We start from the raw sequence: 16,151 nt of genomic DNA on the forward strand, positions 1-16,151 counted from the left end.
TCTCCGGTTATGTCATTCGGCCAGCTTGGCGGCATAGCCACGCGGCGTATAAACCCATTCGTGCATGCCGCGCCGGATATGGCGCGTTGCGCGCGAGCCCACCAGAACCAGTGTCAGCATGTCCACCATATCAACTTCCAGCGCGGATAAAGTGATGACCCGCACATCTTCTTCCTCGCGGCCAAGATTGCGCGCCAACACCACCGGCACATCACCCGGCCGGTGCTGGAGCAGGATTTCCTTCGCCGCCGCCAGTTGCGTCCGGCGCCGCTTCGATACCGGATTATAGAACGCGACCGTGAAATCGCCACGTGCCGCCGCTTCGATACGCTGTTCGATCACCACCCACGGCGTCAGAAGATCGGACAGCGAGATCAGCGCAAAGTCATGGCCGAGCGGCGCACCGATCCGGGCCGCCGCCGCCTGCACGGCCGATATCCCGGGACTGACCCTGACCGCGACCCTGTTGAACGCCGGATCGTCGTCACGGTCCAGCACCTCGAAAGCGAGCGCCGCCATGGCGTAAATGCCGGCGTCGCCGGAGCTGACGAGCACCACTTCGCGGCCTTCGGCGGCCAGTTCGATGGCGCGGCGCACCCGGGCTTCCTCTTCCGACAACTCGGACATGTGCCGCTGCTTGCCGGCAATCGCGCTGCCCAAAAGATCGAGATAGAGACCGTAGCCGACCACGTCCGTCGCCTCCGCCAGCCAGGCGCTGACTTCGGGGGTGCGCCATGCTGCCTGACCGGGGCCGATGCCGACGATCGAAAGCCGGCCCCGGGCGCGGCCGATGGTTTCGGGATCGATCGGTACCGTTGCCCGGGCGACGGCACAGGTGGCGCGGGCCGATTTCCGCTTGGCGACGATCAACACCCCGTCGGCACCGCTTGCAGCCAGCGCCGCCGCTTCGCAAACACCGTGACAGCCGACCTCGGCGAACACCACGTCGGAAGGACTTTCAAGGCGCGGCGTCTCGGCTTCCAGCGTTTCGGCATCGAAAAAGCGCGCCGGCGCGTTCAGTGATTCGGCCAGCGCCAGCACCGCCGGTTCGTCGGCCTTGAGATCGAGCGAGACGACACACGCCACCGCGTCTTTGGCGAGACCGGCATCGGCAAGGGTTTCCATCACCAGTGCCGCCAATTCCCCGGGCGCGCAATTGCGCTCGCAACCGACGCCGACGGCAAGGATCTGCGGATGAATGACGAGGGTCGCGTCATCGGGTGTCAGGGCCGCATCGGTCAGGCAAACCCCGATGGCCGCGGCGGCGTCGATACGCGGCACCTGCAGCCAGTCTGCCTTCGCAACGTGTGCATCGCGCTCGAGCCTGATTGCTTCGCCGTTCAGCATCGCCGCCATGACGGCTTTTGCCGGAGCCGTATCGGCGATGCGCCAGCCGGACGGCGGATCGTCGAGCGCGAAACCGAGGCCAATATCCCCCGCCGTCGTTACCGCGGCGCCGATGCCGAGCATCCCCGCGATGTCACGCGCCATCTTGTTTGCGCCGCGATGCCCACCCAGCACGGGAACCACGCACGAGCCGTCTTCGGCGATCGCGATCAGCGCCGGTTCGACGCGCTTGTCGCTCAGCACCGGGGCCACGGCTCGGACCAGAATGCCCGCCGCGCAGATGCCGATGACGGGACTACCGGCGGCGAACAGTTCGCAAATATGTGCCAGGGTATCCGTGAACGTCCGGTCGGGGCTTTCGGTGCGGTGCGCGAGGCCGTGCACCTCGGCAGCCGAGAACGCCGGGGCCAGCCTGCGCGCCAGCTTTTCACCGGCGCCGGTCAGGACGACGAATATGGGTGCGGATGCGTTCATGCGTCTGCCTTTTCCGCCCGGCGCACGAGGATCATCGAGAAATAGGGCGCGCGCGCCGCATCGAGTTCGCTCAAGGGCATGATCTTTTCATCCGCCAGTGTGGCGCGTTCGATATAAACCGCCGTTTCCAGCCGGCCGAGTCTGGCCAGCACCGTGCGGACCTTTTCCAGGTGCCGCCCGACCTTCATGATCGCCACCGCATCGACCGCGGCAATGCGTGCTTCCAGATCGGCTTCATCGAGCGGTGCCGGAACGATTGCCAGCACCTGATTGCGCGATACCAGCGGCTGACCGGCCCGCGCCGCGCAGGCGCCGAGCGACGAGACACCCGGCACAACCTCGCTTTCGAAGTCGGCGGCCAGACGGCCGAACAGATACATGAACGAGCCATAGAGAAACGGATCGCCCTCGCACAGCACGGCGACGTTGCGCCCGTCGCGCAGATGCCCGGCGATGTCGACGGCGTAGCGGTCATAGACATCGTTGGCCGGGAAGCGGCCGGGGATCATCGGCGTTTCGATGACAATCTCGATCTTGCCCGCCGGGATGTGCGGCGCGGCGATGGCGCGGGCCATGCTTTCGGTACCGTCGGCGGGTGCCGGATAGGCGATGACGTCGGCCTCGGCGATCAGGCGCACGGCCTTCAGGGTCAGAAGTTCGGGATCTCCCGGTCCGACGCCGAGCCCATACAGACGCCCGCTCATGATTTCACCTTCCGCCACTGCAGGACATCGATGGCCGGTTTCAGTGCCGTCATGCTGCCGACCGGCGCCGCCTGGGCGATGCCGATGCGGACCATCTCGCCGCCCATGACCCTTGCCGCTGTCAGCAGATGCGCCTGCGCTTCGAGCGTCACCGCATTGGCGACGATACGTCCCCCCGGCTTCAGCGCATCGTAGGCGGCGACGAGAATGTCGCTGTTACGCGCGATGCCGCCGCCGACGAATATCGCATCCGGCGCAGACAGGTCATCCGGGGTGTCGTCGGGGAAATGTCCTTCGACGGAGATCAGTTCCGGCACGCCCAGTCTCTCCGCGTTGGCGAGAATGCGTTTCAGCCGCTCGGGTTCGTGCTCAAAAGTGACAGCACCGGCCGATGGCTCGGTACGCAGCCATTCGATGGCGACGGTGCCGTTTCCGGCGCCGATATCCCAAAGCATTTCGCCGGGCCTGGGCGCCAGCGCCGCCAGCGTCACGGCGCGCACATCGCGCTTGGTGATGGTGCCGTCATGATCGAAGGCATCGTCGGCAAGGCCGAGCGCACGCGACAGCGCGATCACGTCGGCATCGGCGACACAGTGGACGCAGACCGTATTCAGATTGTCGAAGTCCGTATCGAAGCCGTTGCAGGCGAGGCCTTCGCTCCGGGCTTCCGCATCGCCGCCGATCCGTTCAAGCACGGTGACGGGGCTTTGCCCGTAGCCCATCGATGCCAACACTTCGGCAATTTCGGCCGGCGAGTCGCCGTCGCGGCTGAGAATGATCAGCTTCAGGTTCGGCTGGATATCGCGGCGGAGCGCCGCCAGCGGGCGCGAATGCACGCTCAGCGTCCGCAGCATGGGATCGCTGAGCGGCCAGTTCATGCGCGCCGCCGCCAACGAAAACGCGCTTGGGAAAGGCAGCACCCGCACCGCATCGGCGCCGAGGATTCTGATCATGCGGATCGCGACGCCGTAGTTCAGCGGATCGCCGCTGGCCAGCACGCAAATATTTTCCGCCACCGCCCGTTCGCCGATGGCTTCGATATCGACCGACATGTCCTTGCCCCAGGCTAGACGTTCACACGCCGCGTCATCGTCGAGCATGGCGAGATGGCGTTCACCGCCGCACACCAGCGTCGCCCCTGAAAGTGCTTCGCGTGCCGCAACGGACAGCCCCGAAAGGCCGTCCTCACCGATCCCGATTACGGTGATGGGCAGGCTCATTGCAGACCTCCGGCCAATGCGTTGAGCGCCGCCGAAGCAATGGCGCTGCCGCCGATGCGGCCCTTGAGAGTGATGTATTCAAGCCCTTGTGTATTCATTGCCAGCGCCTCCTTGGATTCCGCCGCGCCAACGAAGCCGACGGGAAAGCCGAGCACGACGGCGGGCTTCGGTGCGTCGTCGTCAATCAGTTCCAGAAGCCGGAACAGTGCCGTCGGTGCATTGCCGATGACGCACACCGCACCGTCCAGTTTCGCGGCCCAGCGGTCGACGGCGGCAGCGGAACGGGTCGTGCCGTCGCGCTTTGCATCTTCCGCAACACCCTCGTCATCGAGCGTGCAGATGACCGCGTTGCCGTTCAGGTGGCGGCGGATGATCCCGGCACCGACCATATTGGCGTCGACCAGGATCGGCGCGCCGGCCTTGAGTGCCCCGCGCCCGGCCGCGATGGCGCCCGGTGTATAAGCGATATCATCGGCGATGGCCGGCATACCGCAGGCATGGATCAGGCGCACCGCGACCTCGGCCATATCCGATGGAAACCGCTCAAGCGGCGCTTCGGCGCGCACCGTTGCAAACGATTGCGCGTAGATCGCCGCCGGGTCCTTGAGGTACTCGCCCATCATCAAGCCTTTCAGACGGCCTCAGGACTTGGCATCGGAGTCGTCATGGCCGTGATCGTGATCATGTTCGTGGCCGTGCGAATGCCCGTGATCATGACCATGATGATGGTGGTGATGATCGTGCTTGTGGCCGTGCCCGCGGCCCAGAAAGACACCGTGATCCTCGGCATTTTCCTCGACCCCGGCGCCCATCACGTGATGGTGGTGGCCGACCTGCGCCATGCCCTGCTCGTCCTCGAAGCCCAGCACCTGTTCGCGGTATTTACAGAGCTGGCAGTTCATGGCGTTCGCTTCGCCGCCTTCGAGCGCCTGGTGAAAGCGTTCGACAAAAGTTTCGATAACGTGGTCCTGATCGTTGAGATAGCCGGCTTTGACGAATTCGACGTCGGGATATTTTTCGGCGGCCTCGTCGACCCACTTGAAGATGCGGCGCACCAGAATCCCGGTGAACAGGAAGTACGGGAACACGACGATACGTTTGTAGCCAAGCCTGATCGCGCGTTCGAGGCCGGCATCGACAAGCGGAAAGGCGACGCCGGAATAGCTCACCTCGGCCCAGCCGAAGCCGATGCCTTCCCACAGCATGCGCGCGATCTTGGAAATGTTGGAATTGGCGTCCGGATCGTTGGTGCCCCGCCCGACGACCATCAGCAGCGTTTCATCGAGCGCGGTCCCGCCCCCGGCTGCCTCGACCGCTTCACGGACGCGCGCCTCGGCGGCCTTCAGCATCTTCGGATCGATCGCCAGATCGCGCCCGAAGACGACATCGATGGCGGGATTTTCGGCGGCGAAGGTATTGATTTCCGACGGCAGGTCGTTCTTCACATGTCCGGCGGCGAACAGCATGCCGGGCAGGCAGATGATCTTTTTCGCGCCCCGTTCCTTGAGCTTTTCCAGTCCGGTCCGAATCACCGGCTCGGCAAACTCGAGGAATCCGCTTTCGATGTCGTGGCCGGGGAGCTTTTGCTTGAGCCGGACGGAGAGTTGGTTGAATTCGTCAACGGCGGCTTTGTCGCGGCTGCCGTGGCCGCAAATCATGACGGCGGCTTGATCTGTCATTGCATGGTCCTTGCCTTCGTGCGTTTAAGGGCTGGTCATGGCCTCCGGCCCCGATTGAGCGCGGACTATGACAGATCAGAACAGATTTCGAAACCCGCGATGCGACAAAATTTGCCGCGCCCGCGCCACCTTAAGCCGCGCTTTCGGTCCGGCTCGGCGGCAACGATGCGGCGCGGTCCTCAAAAGCCTTGGCTTCGTCGGTGCGGCCCAGCGAACGCAGAAGCGAGGCATAGTTCTTGAGCCCCGTCACCAGTGACGGATGGCCGGAATCGAAGGTCCGCTCCTTGATCGACAGGGCGCGCTTCAGCAAAGGCTCGGCGGCATCCAGATTACCCTGCTTCTTGTACAGCAAGGCCAGGTTGTTGAGGTCCGTGGCGACGCCGGGATGATCGTAGCCCAGCACGCGTTCGTCGATCATCAGCGCACGCCGGTATAAAGGTTCCGCCTGATCGTAGCGGCCCTTGGAATAATGGATCAGCGCCAGATTGTTGAGCGACGTGGCGACGTCCGGGTGATCGTTACCCAGCGTCTTTTCAAGCAGCCGCAGTCCGCGCGTGAAAGCCTTCACCGCATTATCCGAATCGCCGCTCTGATAGCACGCAGTCCCGAGCTTGTTGAGCACCTCGGCGCGGCGCTCGTCGGCGGTTGGGGGCAGTTCCTCGACCGCCTGTTCATAAAGCGCGCGGGCGTTTTCGGGCGCCATCAGCACCATGTACAGATCGGCGGCGATGACCTTCGCCGTCGCCCCGGCCTGCAGCATTTTGCCGGCGCGCTCGCGCAGCCTACGGCCTTCCTCGCCTTCGTGCGTGCCGAGTTTTTCGGCCAGGGTGATGGCTTTTTCGAACTCGCCACCCTCAAGCGCGGCCAGCGCCTGTTGCTGGCTGTCGGCCAGCCCCTCGCCGATCGGCAGAAGCTCGCGCAGTTTGCGGTGGATGATGTTGTATTCGCTGGCGAACTCGCGCAGCCGGGTGTCCTGCTCCTTGGCGCCGATGCCGCGCGCCCTGAGAATGCCCTGCAGGCTGACGAAGGCAGGGTTTTCGCGCCCGATCGGCGTATCCACGCGATCTTCGAGATCGGACTCCGCACGCGGCTCGCCGCCTGCGCGGCCACGCGCCACCCACATGCCGACGAAGGCGCCGACGACGGCGGCAATCCCGGCAGCCAGTGCAATGCCTGCCCACTGCGGCAATTCGGCGAATGAAAGGTCCACGTTGCTTCCTTTGGGCCGTTCCGGCTCTGTTTCAGAGAATCGGCTAAAAACGTATAAATATCAACTGTTTCCCGAAATTCGGCGGGCCTCCGTTGACGTTCCGGGGCGGGTGTCGTCAACTTCGGTCATGGTTACACTCGGCCTTGCCGGCGCAACGTCGCCTTTCGATCCGCTGATCCTCCTCATCATTGCGATGGGGATCGAAGCCTATGTCGGCGAGGCCGCCTTCGTCTTCAAGCGCATCAAGCATCCGATTGCGCTGATCGGCGATCTGATCGGGTTTTTCGACGACAAGCTGAACCGCCCGAAACGTCCCCAGCTCGACCGCGCCATCAGGGGGGCCTGCGTCGTCGTCTTCATGGTCGCGCTGAGCGCCGTGATCGGCGCCTGCGTGATGTGGCTGACGCTGCATTTTGCGTGGGGATGGGTTCTGGAATGCGCGCTGCTGGTGACGCTGCTGGCCGGGCGCGGTCTGTACAATGCCGTCGCCCGCGTCGCCAGGGGACTGGAGCTTGAAGGACTGGAAGGCGGGCGCAAGGCAGTCCGCCATATCGTCGGGCGAGACCCGAACAGCCTGGATGCACCGGGCATCGCGCGCGCCGGAATCGAGAGCCTGGCCGAGAATTTCTCCGACGCCGTCGCAGCCCCGGTGTTCTGGTATGTGCTGCTCGGCTTTCCCGGCATCCTCGTCTACAAGACCGTCAACACCATGGACAGCATGATCGGCCACAAGACGCCGCGCCACAGCGCCTTCGGCTTTACAGCCGCCCGCCTCGACGACGCCCTGAACGCGATCCCGGCCCGCCTGTCGGCGCTGATCTTCGCCGCCGCCGCGCTGTTCGTGCCGACCGCCAATCCGAAAGCGGCGATCCGAACCGCGATGCGCGATGCAAGAAAACACCGCTCGTTCAACGCCGGCTGGCCCGAAGCGGCGATGGCCGGCGCGCTCGGCATCGCGCTCGCCGGACCGCGCACCTATGGCGGCGAAACCGTTCACGATGACTGGATGGGCGACGGCCGCGCGCGGACCACGCACAAGGATATCGAACGCGCCCTTTATCTGTATGGCGTCGCGTGCCTGATCACCGGCGGACTGGTCGGGCTGATCGCGGTTGTGCGGCTGCAGTTGTAAAACTATCGCGTCATTCCGGCGAAGGCCGGAATCCAGAGCGCCTGAAAGTCTGGACCCCGGCCTGCGCCGGGGTGACGACCGGAAAAATCACCGCGCCAGCGCCAGCAACCCGTCCAGATCCATGTGCGTTTCCAGATGCGCCGCCAGGCCGTCGAGCGCGGCATCGACGCGGGCCGCGTAATCGGTCTCGCCGGCGCGCCCGTCCCGGAGCCGGGCCAGAAACGCATGGCGGAAATCGTCCGAGGCGAAGATGCCGTGCAGGTAGCCGGCCATGACCCGCCCATCCGCCGACACCGCGCCGTCGCTGCGGCCTGCGTCCAGCGTCAGCCAGGGGCGTTCGGTATCTTTCCCGGTGGTGCGGCCCATGTGCATTTCATAACCCGCAACCGGCGCCCCGGTGAGGCTTTCCGTGCCCGAGACCTCGACCAGCGACTTGTCGCCGCCGATCACCGTTTCGACGTCCAAAAGGCCGAGACCTTCGGCGGTTTCCGGCGCGCCCTCGATGCCGTCGGGATCAGATAACGTGCGGCCCAGCATCTGATAGCCGCCGCACAGCCCGACGACGAGACCGCCACGCCGGTGATGCGCGGCAATGTCGATATCCCAGCCGGTTTCGCGAAGCGCCGCCAGATCGGCCAGCGTCGCCTTCGATCCGGCCAGAAGCACCACATCGGCATTACCCGGCAAGGCGTCGCCGATCTCGACGATTTCGACACGGACATCCGGCTCCGCCGCCAGCGGATCGAGATCGTCGAAGTTGGCGATGCGCGGCAGACGCGGCACGGCGATGACGATCGCTTTATTTTCACTTTCCGCTTCGCGGTTATCCAAGGCCATCGCGTCTTCCTTGGGCAGCACCCGGGCGTCCTTGAAATACGGCACCAGACCGAGCGGCTTCAACCCGGTCCTTTCGGCGATGATCTTCATGCCGTCGTCGAACAGACTGGCATCACCGCGGAACTTGTTGATGACGAAGCCTTTAAGATGCGCCCGGTCGGCGTCCGAGATCACCGCGTGCGTGCCGACGATCTGCGCAATGACGCCGCCCCGGTCGATATCGCCAATCAGAATCACCGGCACGCCGGCGGCTTCGGCAAAGCCCATGTTGGCGATGTCGGCATCGCGCAGGTTGACCTCGGCCGGGCTGCCGGCGCCTTCGACCAGTACCAGATCGGCGCCGTCACCGACGATGGCGAAGCTCTCCAGCACGCGGTCGAGCAGACCCGCCTTCATATCGTAGTAATCGCGCGCCCGGGCATTGCCCGCGACTTTGCCCTGCACCACTACCTGCGCACCGATATCGGATTGCGGCTTCAAAAGCACCGGGTTCATGTGCACCGAAAGCGGCACGCGCGCCGCCAGCGCCTGCAGCGCCTGGGCGCGGCCGATCTCGCCGCCATCCTGAGTCACGGCGGCATTGTTCGACATGTTCTGCGGCTTGAACGGGCGGACCTTGAGCCCGCGATTGGCGAACGCCCGGGCGAGCCCGGCGACCAGCAGGGATTTACCGACATCCGAGCCCGTGCCCTGAAACATCAGGGCCGGGGCGCGCTTTGCCCCGGTGGCGCTCAATATTTGGAAAGGACGGCGGCCAGACGGTCGGCGCGGGCCATGCGGTTCGCCGGATTGGTGACGATATCGCGTGGCGTCTTGCCGGTGCCGTAAACCGCTTCGTTGATGTCCTGACGCCGTGCAATCACCGCGCCCTCGACACTGGCGCCGACATAGCCGCCGACCTTGGCGTTGGCGAAGGCGAGAACATCGGCGCCGAGATTCGTCGTCGTCGAAGCTTCCGCACCGACGCCGTAAATCCCCGCCGTGACGCCCGCGTCGGCACCGATCTTGGCCTGATCCTTGAGGACCGCATCAAGCGCGCCCTGATTGCGGATCACCAGAATGATTTCCGTGTCCTGGGCGCCGATCTGGATGCCGAAGCTGCCCGCGCCCAGGGTATAGAAGGCCGGTGCGCTCCAGCGCCCGGGACCGGTGCGGACCATCATCAGACCGTTACCCGCCTCGCCGCCGATGAAGAAACCGGCCTTGATGACGCTCGGGAAGATGGCGATGGCGACGGAATCGGGCAGGTACTTGGAAAAGTTCTGCAGCCCTTCAAGGGTCTGAAACCGCTCGACGGTGGCGACGGAAGCATCGACCAGATGCTCGGCCTTGAGGACCGGTGATTCATCGAGTTGCGCGCACCCGGAAAGACCGGTGAGCACGGCACAAGCAGCGGTTACGGAAAGAAAACGGCGGCGCGAGAAACCGGAAAGCATGCATATTCTCCTAAAATTCAATACCGACCTGCGCTTTAACGCCGGCCCGGAACGGATGCTTGATCTGCGTCATCTCGGTCACCAAATCGGCGATCTCGATCAGTTCGTCCTTGGCGTTACGGCCCGTCACCGCGACGTGCAGCATCTCGGGCTTGTTCTGCAGGACCTCGATCACTTCATCGAGGGGCAGGTTCTCGTAACGCAGCACGATGTTCAGTTCATCCAGGATGACCATATTGTACGATGGATCGTTAATCATTTCTTTCGCCAGTTCCCAGGCCTGGCGGGCGGCGGCGATATCGCGCGCACGATCCTGCGTTTCCCAGGTAAATCCCTCACCCATGGCCTTGATTACGCATTGCTCTGGAAACTTGTCGAGCACGACGCGTTCGCCGGTTTCCCAGACCCCTTTGACGAACTGCACGATGCCGACCTTCATCCCGTTGCCGATGGCGCGCACGGCCAGCCCCATGGCGGCGGTCGACTTGCCCTTGCCCTTGCCGGTATGAACGATCACGAGACCCTTTTCGATGGTCTTGGTGGCGAGGATCTTGTCGCGCGCGGCTTTCTTCTTGGCCATCTTCTCGGCATGGCGCGCGTTCAGTTCGTCTTCGGTCATATCGTCCTTGCTGCTCATCGTCTCTCTCCGTTCAGGCGTCCCACTATACTATCAAGCGCCTCGGGCGCCCAAGCGCTGTAACACATCGCGCGTCGAATTCAGGCGCGGCGACCACAGGCCGCGATCCTGCGCTTCCATGAGCCGCTGGGCGATATCGCGCAGCGCATCCGGGTTGACGTCTTCCAGAAACCCGCGAACGTCGGCGTCGTCCAGATAGGCCTGGAACACCAGATCGAAATGATGATCTTTGACGGCGCCGGTGGTCGCCGCGAAGGCAAACAGGTAATCGACCGTCGCCGCCATTTCGAAGGCGCCCTTGTAACCGTGCCGCCTGACGCCGTCGATCCACTTCGGATTGACGACGCGGGCGCGGACGACACGCGCGATCTCGTCTTCAAGCGGGCGGACCACCGGGCGCTCGGGCCTGGAATGATCGTTGTGATAGACGGCCGGGCGCTGGCCCCGTTCGGCGTTGACCGCCGCCGTCATACCGCCTTCGAACTGATAATAGTCATCGGAATCCAGAAGATCGTGCTCGCGGTTGTCCTGATTGTGGATCACCGCCTGCACGCGGCCGAGCCGGTCCCTGAAAAGCCCGTGTTCGGCAGCCCCCTCGGCCCCCGCCCCGTAGGCATAGCCGCCCCATGCCACATAGGCGCCGGCGAGGTCGGCTTCGTTCTGCCAGCCCTGCTCGTCGATCATCGCCTGCAGTCCGGCGCCATAGGCCCCCGGTTTCGAGCCGAAGACCCTGAACCCGGCGCGCCGGCCGGCATCCCTTGCATCGACGCCTTCCGAGACGAGCCGCTCGGTCTCGGCCCGCACACGCGCCGCGATCGGATTTTGTGCTTCGGGCTCATCCAGCGCGGCGACGGCGCGCACCGCACTGTCGAACAGATCGATCAGCGCCGGAAAAGCGTCGCGGAAGAACCCGGATATCCTGAGCGTCACATCGACGCGCGGGCGGTCCAGCAAATCGGGCGGCAGAATCTCGAACCCGGTGACGCGCCGGGATGCGCCGTCCCATGTCGGGCGCACACCCATCAGCGCCAGCGCCTGCGCGATGTCGTCGCCGCCGGTGCGCATGTTCGATGTTCCCCATGCCGACAGCGCCATGACTTGTGGCCACTCGCCGTGGTCCTGCAGATAGCGTTCGACCAGCAAAGCCGCCGAGGCCCACCCCAGCGTCCACGCCGCCGGGGTCGGCACGGTGCGGGTATCGACGGAATAGAAGTTGCGTCCGGTCGGCAAAACATCGGGGCGGCCGCGCGTCGGCGCACCGGACGGGCCGGGGGCGACGAAGCGTCCGTCCAGCGCCGTCAGCAGACCGTCCAGTTCGGCATCGCCACTCGCGGCGACACGGTGGCGCAGATCATCGTGGAGCCAGCCCATGACAGCCTGCGCGTTCGCCCATGCCCGATCGCAGTCCCTGTTTCCGGCGACCAGTTCGGCCGCCAGCAATTCCAGCCGCTCCACGCTGTCACCCGTCGAGCGCCACGGATCGTCCGACACGGTTTGCAGCGCCTCCGGCTTCGGGCCGATCCAGGCTTCTGCCATGTCGCAATCCAGCGGATCGAAGCCGAGGCCCAGGTCCGCCGCCAGCGCACGGTGCAGGGACTGATCGGCATCCTTGCCGTTTGCCCGCGGCACCCGCACCAGCGCCACCAGAAGATCGGTGAGCAGCCGCCCTTCGGGGCTTTCGCCGAACACATGCAGGCCGTCACGAATCTGCAGTTCCTTCAGCTCGCACAGATAACCGTCGAGCTTGGCCAGCGCATCGTCTTCACTCTCATCGACGGCAATGCCGATGTCCTCGTCGAGACCGGTAGCGCGGCACAGCGACAGGATATTTTCCGTCAGCACCCTGAGCCGGCGCGGATCGACACCCGCCGCCTCGTAATATTCATCAACGAGCTGTTCCAGGTCCTTCAGCGGGCCATAGCTTTCGGCACGGCTCAGCGGCGGCGTCAGATGATCGATGATGACGGCGGCGGCGCGGCGCTTGGCCTGCGTGCCTTCGCCGGGGTCGTTGACGATAAACGGATAGATATGCGGCATCGGCCCGAGGGCTGCTTCCGGAAAACAGTCTTCGGACAGCGCCAGCGCCTTGCCCGGCAGCCATTCCAGGTTGCCGTGCTTGCCCATGTGGCAGACCGCGTCGGCGCGAAAGCCGCGCTCCAGCCAGGCATAGAACGCGAGGTAGCCGTGCGGCGGCACCAGCGCCGGGTCGTGATAACTCTGCACCGGGTCGATGTTATAGCCGCGCGCCGGCTGCAAACCGATAACGACGTTGCCGCAGCGGTACGCGGAAATCGCAAAGCTGCCGCAGTCGACCTCGCCCGGCATATAGAACGGGTCGGTTTCGGGCGCGCCCCAGCGTTCCAGCACCTGTTCGCGCACGGCGGGCGCCAGCGCGGCGAACCAGATCTGATAGTCGGCAAGCGACAGGGTTTCGGAAATGGCGCGTGTCGCCAGCGCCTTGAAATCGTTGGTCGGTCCGGCCTTGAGACGTTCGATCAGCGCTGCGCCGTCGGCGGGGGCATCGGCAATCCTGTAACCGGCTTCGTCGAGCGCCTTGAGCACGCGGATCGTGCCCGCCGGTGTATCCAGCCCGACGCCGTTGCCGAGTCTGGCGTCCTTGTTCGGATAGTTGGCCAGCACCAGCGCGATGCGGCGCGCATCCGCCGGGGTGCCCCCGAGCTTCGCCCAGTTGGCGGCGAGCCGCGCGACAAAGCGAAGCCGGTCCGGCACCGGTTCGTAGGTGACGATGTCGCTTTCCGTCGCATCGTCACGGCGCGCCCGGCCCTTGAAGGAAACCGCGCGGCTGAAGATGCGCCCGTCGACTTCCGGCAACGCCACGTTCATGGCGATGTCGCGTGCCGACAACCCGCGCGTGCCGCTTTCCCAGCCTTCCCGGTTACCGCCCGAAAAGACGACCTGCAGCACAGGGCAACCGGCGGCATCGAGCGGCCCCGGCGTGAAGTCCCTGCCCGGTGCGGAAACCGCGAACCCGGTCGCGTTCAGCACGACAGCCGGCGGGACGGCTTCATAAATACCGGCGATGGTGTCGGCCGAAATCGGATCCTTGAGGCTTTGCGCGAACACCGGCAGCGGATTGAGACCGGCGTCTTGCATAGCCGCGATCATCCCGTCGACGGCGGCAAGGTTTCCCGACTGCACCAGGGCACGGTAAAAAACCAGCGACGCGACCGGCCGCCCGTCGGTCCAGTGGCTGCGGACATCGTCCAGCGACGGCGTTGCTGCACCCGGCCAGTAAAGCCCGGCCCGTAACAGTGCCGCCGGTTCGCGCCAGTCGGTCCCGGCGCCCGCAAGATGCGCCATATATAACAGAAGATTGCGGCTGTTGGCCGGGCCGCCGTGCACCCCATATTGCCACAGACGGTGACAGGCTTCGGCGTTGAGCGTCGAGAACGCCGACAGTTCCGGATCGGGCTGATCGTCGCCCGGCAGCACGGCAAGGTGAATGTTCCGGCTGCGGCAGGTCTCGGCGATCTGCTCGATGCCGTAGGGCCAGTAGCCGTACCCGCCGAGGATCCGGACCACGACAATGCGCGTGTGAGCGACAATTTCGTCGACGTACAGATCGACCGACATGTTGTGGCCGAGCTGCATCAGATTGGCGAGCCGCAGGGACGGCACATCGACAGCGTCATCGCTTAACTGCCGCCTGGCGTCGGCCAGCAGCGCCAGTTCGGTGTCCGCCGCCGACAGAAAAAGCATGTCGCCCGGGGTCTGACCCAAATCGACGGCTTCCTCGCCATCCGTAATGGCGCCCGGCTGTGCGGCTAGAAGATGCATTAACGACCGATTCCTCCTGTCCCCTCTCCCTCCCGTCCGCTTCGCGTCCGGGTCCCTCCCTCTCCCAAGGGAGAGGGCGTAGATGCGTGCCCCCTCTCCCTTGGGAGAGGGACAGGGAGAGGGGGCTAAATTACCCCTTGAGCATTCCCGAGATCGCGTCGCGGTCGAGACCGGCGAGACCGATCACCACCAGTTCGCTGCGGCGCGGCTCGGTTTCCAGCCATGGCCGGTCGAAATAACGCTCGATCCTGGGGCCGACCGCCTGAATGACATGGCGCATCGGCTTGCCCGGCACATTGACGAAGCCTTTGATACGCAGAATATCGTGCGCCACCGTGGCCGCCATGATGCGGTCTTCGAGAGCCCCCGGATCGTCGATATCGCCGAGCGGCACCTGAAAGCTCTCGAAATCGTCGTGATCGTGATCGTCATCACCGTCATGGTGCGACGGGCGCTGGTCGAGATCGTCCTCGACCGCTGCCGACATCGCCAGAAGCACACCGAGATCGATGTCGCCCTTGACGGTTTCGACAACCTTGACCCCGGCGCGGATTTCCCGGCCCAGCAGCGCCAGCACGCCCGGCTTGTCGGCATCGGCCATCATGTCGGCCTTGTTGAGCAGCACCAGATCGGCGCACAGCAGCTGATCTTCGAAGACTTCCTCGAGCGGCGAATGGTGATCGAGGTTTTCGTCGGCCTCGCGGGCCTGCTGGATTTTCGCCGGGTCGTCGGCGAAGCGGCCGTCGCGTACCGCAGGGGCATCGACCACGGCAACGACACCGTCGACGGTCACGCGCGAGCGCACTTCCGGCCAGTTGAAGGCCTTGACCAGCGGTTTCGGCAGCGCCAGGCCCGACGTCTCGATGACGATGTGGTCCGGCGGCTCGGCGCGGTTCAGAAGCTTTTCCATGGTCGGCAGGAAATCGTCGGCGACCGTGCAGCAGATGCAGCCGTTGGCCAGTTCCATCACGTCGTCTTCGTCGCAGCCTTCGAAGCCGCAGCCGTTGATGACCTCGCGGTCGACGCCGATGTCGCCGAACTCGTTGATGATCAGCGCGATCCGCTTGCCGTTCGCGTTGGCGAGGATATGGCGGATCAGCGTCGTCTTGCCGGCGCCGAGAAATCCGGTGATTACGGTAGCGGGTATCTTCATGTCGTCATGTCTTTCATCGTCATCGGCAGACCGGCGGTAACGAATACCACCCGGTCGGCTATTTTTGCGATCTGCTGGTGCGCATTGCCCGCATGATCACGGAATTCTCGCGCCATTGCGTTGTCGGGGACAATCCCGAGACCGACCTCGTTGGAAACGAAAACGACCCGGGCGTCAAGGCCCGGCAGCACCGCCGTCAGCATCGCCAGTTCGCGTTCGATATCGTGGTGGCCCATCATCAGGTTGGAAACCCAGAGCGTCAGGCAATCGACCAGAACCGCCTTGCCGCGGCATGCCTTCGACGTCAGCGCGCCGACCAGGTCGCGCGGCGCTTCGAGGGTTTCCCACAGCTCGCCGCGACGCGCGCGGTGCTTTTCGATTCGCACCGTCATTTCGCTGTCCCAGGCCTGCGCGGTGGCGATGTAGACGCCCCCGCCCTCGGCCTCGACAAGTCCCTCGGCATAGCGGCTCTTGCCCGAGCGCGCACCGCCCAGTACCAGCGTCACGGGTGGCAAGCCGGACAT

Annotated in this window: 13 protein-coding genes; 1 reads left to right on the forward strand and 12 read right to left on the reverse strand. The window is 64.8% G+C overall.

Annotated features, from left to right (window positions below):
• Nucleotides 1-12 precede the first annotated feature (12 nt).
• From cobJ to L2D14_00245, 6 genes are all read right to left on the reverse strand, one after another.
• Nucleotides 13-1,821: a precorrin-3B C(17)-methyltransferase gene (gene cobJ, locus L2D14_00220; GenBank protein WNJ99868.1), complete on the reverse strand. Its 1,809-nt coding sequence runs from the start codon at nt 1,819-1,821 to the stop codon at nt 13-15.
• Nucleotides 1,818-2,525 carry a precorrin-2 C(20)-methyltransferase gene (gene cobI / locus L2D14_00225; protein ID WNJ99869.1) on the reverse strand — a complete coding sequence of 236 codons (708 nt, stop codon included), beginning with the start codon at nt 2,523-2,525 and terminating at the stop codon, nt 1,818-1,820. Before cobI ends, cobJ begins: the two co-directional genes overlap by 4 nt.
• Nucleotides 2,522-3,745, reverse strand: a complete 1,224-nt coding sequence (gene cbiE, locus L2D14_00230) for a precorrin-6y C5,15-methyltransferase (decarboxylating) subunit CbiE (protein WNJ99870.1) — start codon at nt 3,743-3,745, stop codon at nt 2,522-2,524. The genes cobI and cbiE overlap by 4 nt, the downstream gene beginning before the upstream one ends.
• Nucleotides 3,742-4,365 carry a precorrin-8X methylmutase gene (locus tag L2D14_00235; protein ID WNK01708.1) on the reverse strand — a complete coding sequence of 208 codons (624 nt, stop codon included), beginning with the start codon at nt 4,363-4,365 and terminating at the stop codon, nt 3,742-3,744. The genes cbiE and L2D14_00235 overlap by 4 nt, the downstream gene beginning before the upstream one ends.
• A 21-nt stretch (nt 4,366-4,386) precedes the next feature.
• On the reverse strand, nt 4,387-5,424 hold the full coding sequence (locus tag L2D14_00240; protein ID WNJ99871.1) for a sirohydrochlorin chelatase: 1,038 nt from the start codon (nt 5,422-5,424) through the stop codon (nt 4,387-4,389).
• A gap of 130 nt (nt 5,425-5,554) precedes the next feature.
• Nucleotides 5,555-6,634 (reverse strand): tetratricopeptide repeat protein, encoded by a 1,080-nt coding sequence (locus L2D14_00245; protein WNJ99872.1) that lies wholly within the window; start codon nt 6,632-6,634, stop codon nt 5,555-5,557.
• A 127-nt stretch (nt 6,635-6,761) separates the two neighbouring features.
• Between L2D14_00245 and cbiB the strand changes: the two genes are divergently transcribed.
• Nucleotides 6,762-7,766, forward strand: coding sequence for an adenosylcobinamide-phosphate synthase CbiB (gene cbiB / locus L2D14_00250; protein WNJ99873.1), 1,005 nt, complete (start codon nt 6,762-6,764; stop codon nt 7,764-7,766).
• 87 nt (nt 7,767-7,853) lie between these two features.
• Here cbiB and L2D14_00255 read toward each other — a convergent pair whose 3' ends face one another.
• The 6 genes from L2D14_00255 to cobU all read right to left on the reverse strand — a co-directional run bounded on the left by L2D14_00255 (nt 7,854) and on the right by cobU (nt 16,151).
• Nucleotides 7,854-9,302, reverse strand: a complete 1,449-nt coding sequence (locus tag L2D14_00255; GenBank protein ID WNJ99874.1) for a cobyric acid synthase — start codon at nt 9,300-9,302, stop codon at nt 7,854-7,856.
• A gap of 32 nt (nt 9,303-9,334) precedes the next feature.
• Nucleotides 9,335-10,039: a lipid-binding SYLF domain-containing protein gene (locus L2D14_00260; GenBank protein ID WNJ99875.1), complete on the reverse strand. Its 705-nt coding sequence runs from the start codon at nt 10,037-10,039 to the stop codon at nt 9,335-9,337.
• 10 nt (nt 10,040-10,049) lie between these two features.
• Nucleotides 10,050-10,676, reverse strand: a complete 627-nt coding sequence (gene cobO, locus L2D14_00265) for a cob(I)yrinic acid a,c-diamide adenosyltransferase (GenBank protein ID WNJ99876.1) — start codon at nt 10,674-10,676, stop codon at nt 10,050-10,052.
• A gap of 33 nt (nt 10,677-10,709) precedes the next feature.
• Nucleotides 10,710-14,474 carry a cobaltochelatase subunit CobN gene (cobN, locus tag L2D14_00270; protein WNJ99877.1) on the reverse strand — a complete coding sequence of 1,255 codons (3,765 nt, stop codon included), beginning with the start codon at nt 14,472-14,474 and terminating at the stop codon, nt 10,710-10,712.
• A 130-nt stretch (nt 14,475-14,604) separates the two neighbouring features.
• Nucleotides 14,605-15,627 (reverse strand): cobalamin biosynthesis protein CobW, encoded by a 1,023-nt coding sequence (gene cobW / locus L2D14_00275; GenBank protein ID WNJ99878.1) that lies wholly within the window; start codon nt 15,625-15,627, stop codon nt 14,605-14,607.
• Nucleotides 15,624-16,151 carry a bifunctional adenosylcobinamide kinase/adenosylcobinamide-phosphate guanylyltransferase gene (gene cobU, locus L2D14_00280; GenBank protein ID WNJ99879.1) on the reverse strand — a complete coding sequence of 176 codons (528 nt, stop codon included), beginning with the start codon at nt 16,149-16,151 and terminating at the stop codon, nt 15,624-15,626. Before cobU ends, cobW begins: the two co-directional genes overlap by 4 nt.

It is taken from the genome of Thalassospiraceae bacterium LMO-JJ14 (assembly GCA_021555105.2).
GTDB lineage: Bacteria > Pseudomonadota > Alphaproteobacteria > Rhodospirillales > Casp-alpha2 > UBA4479.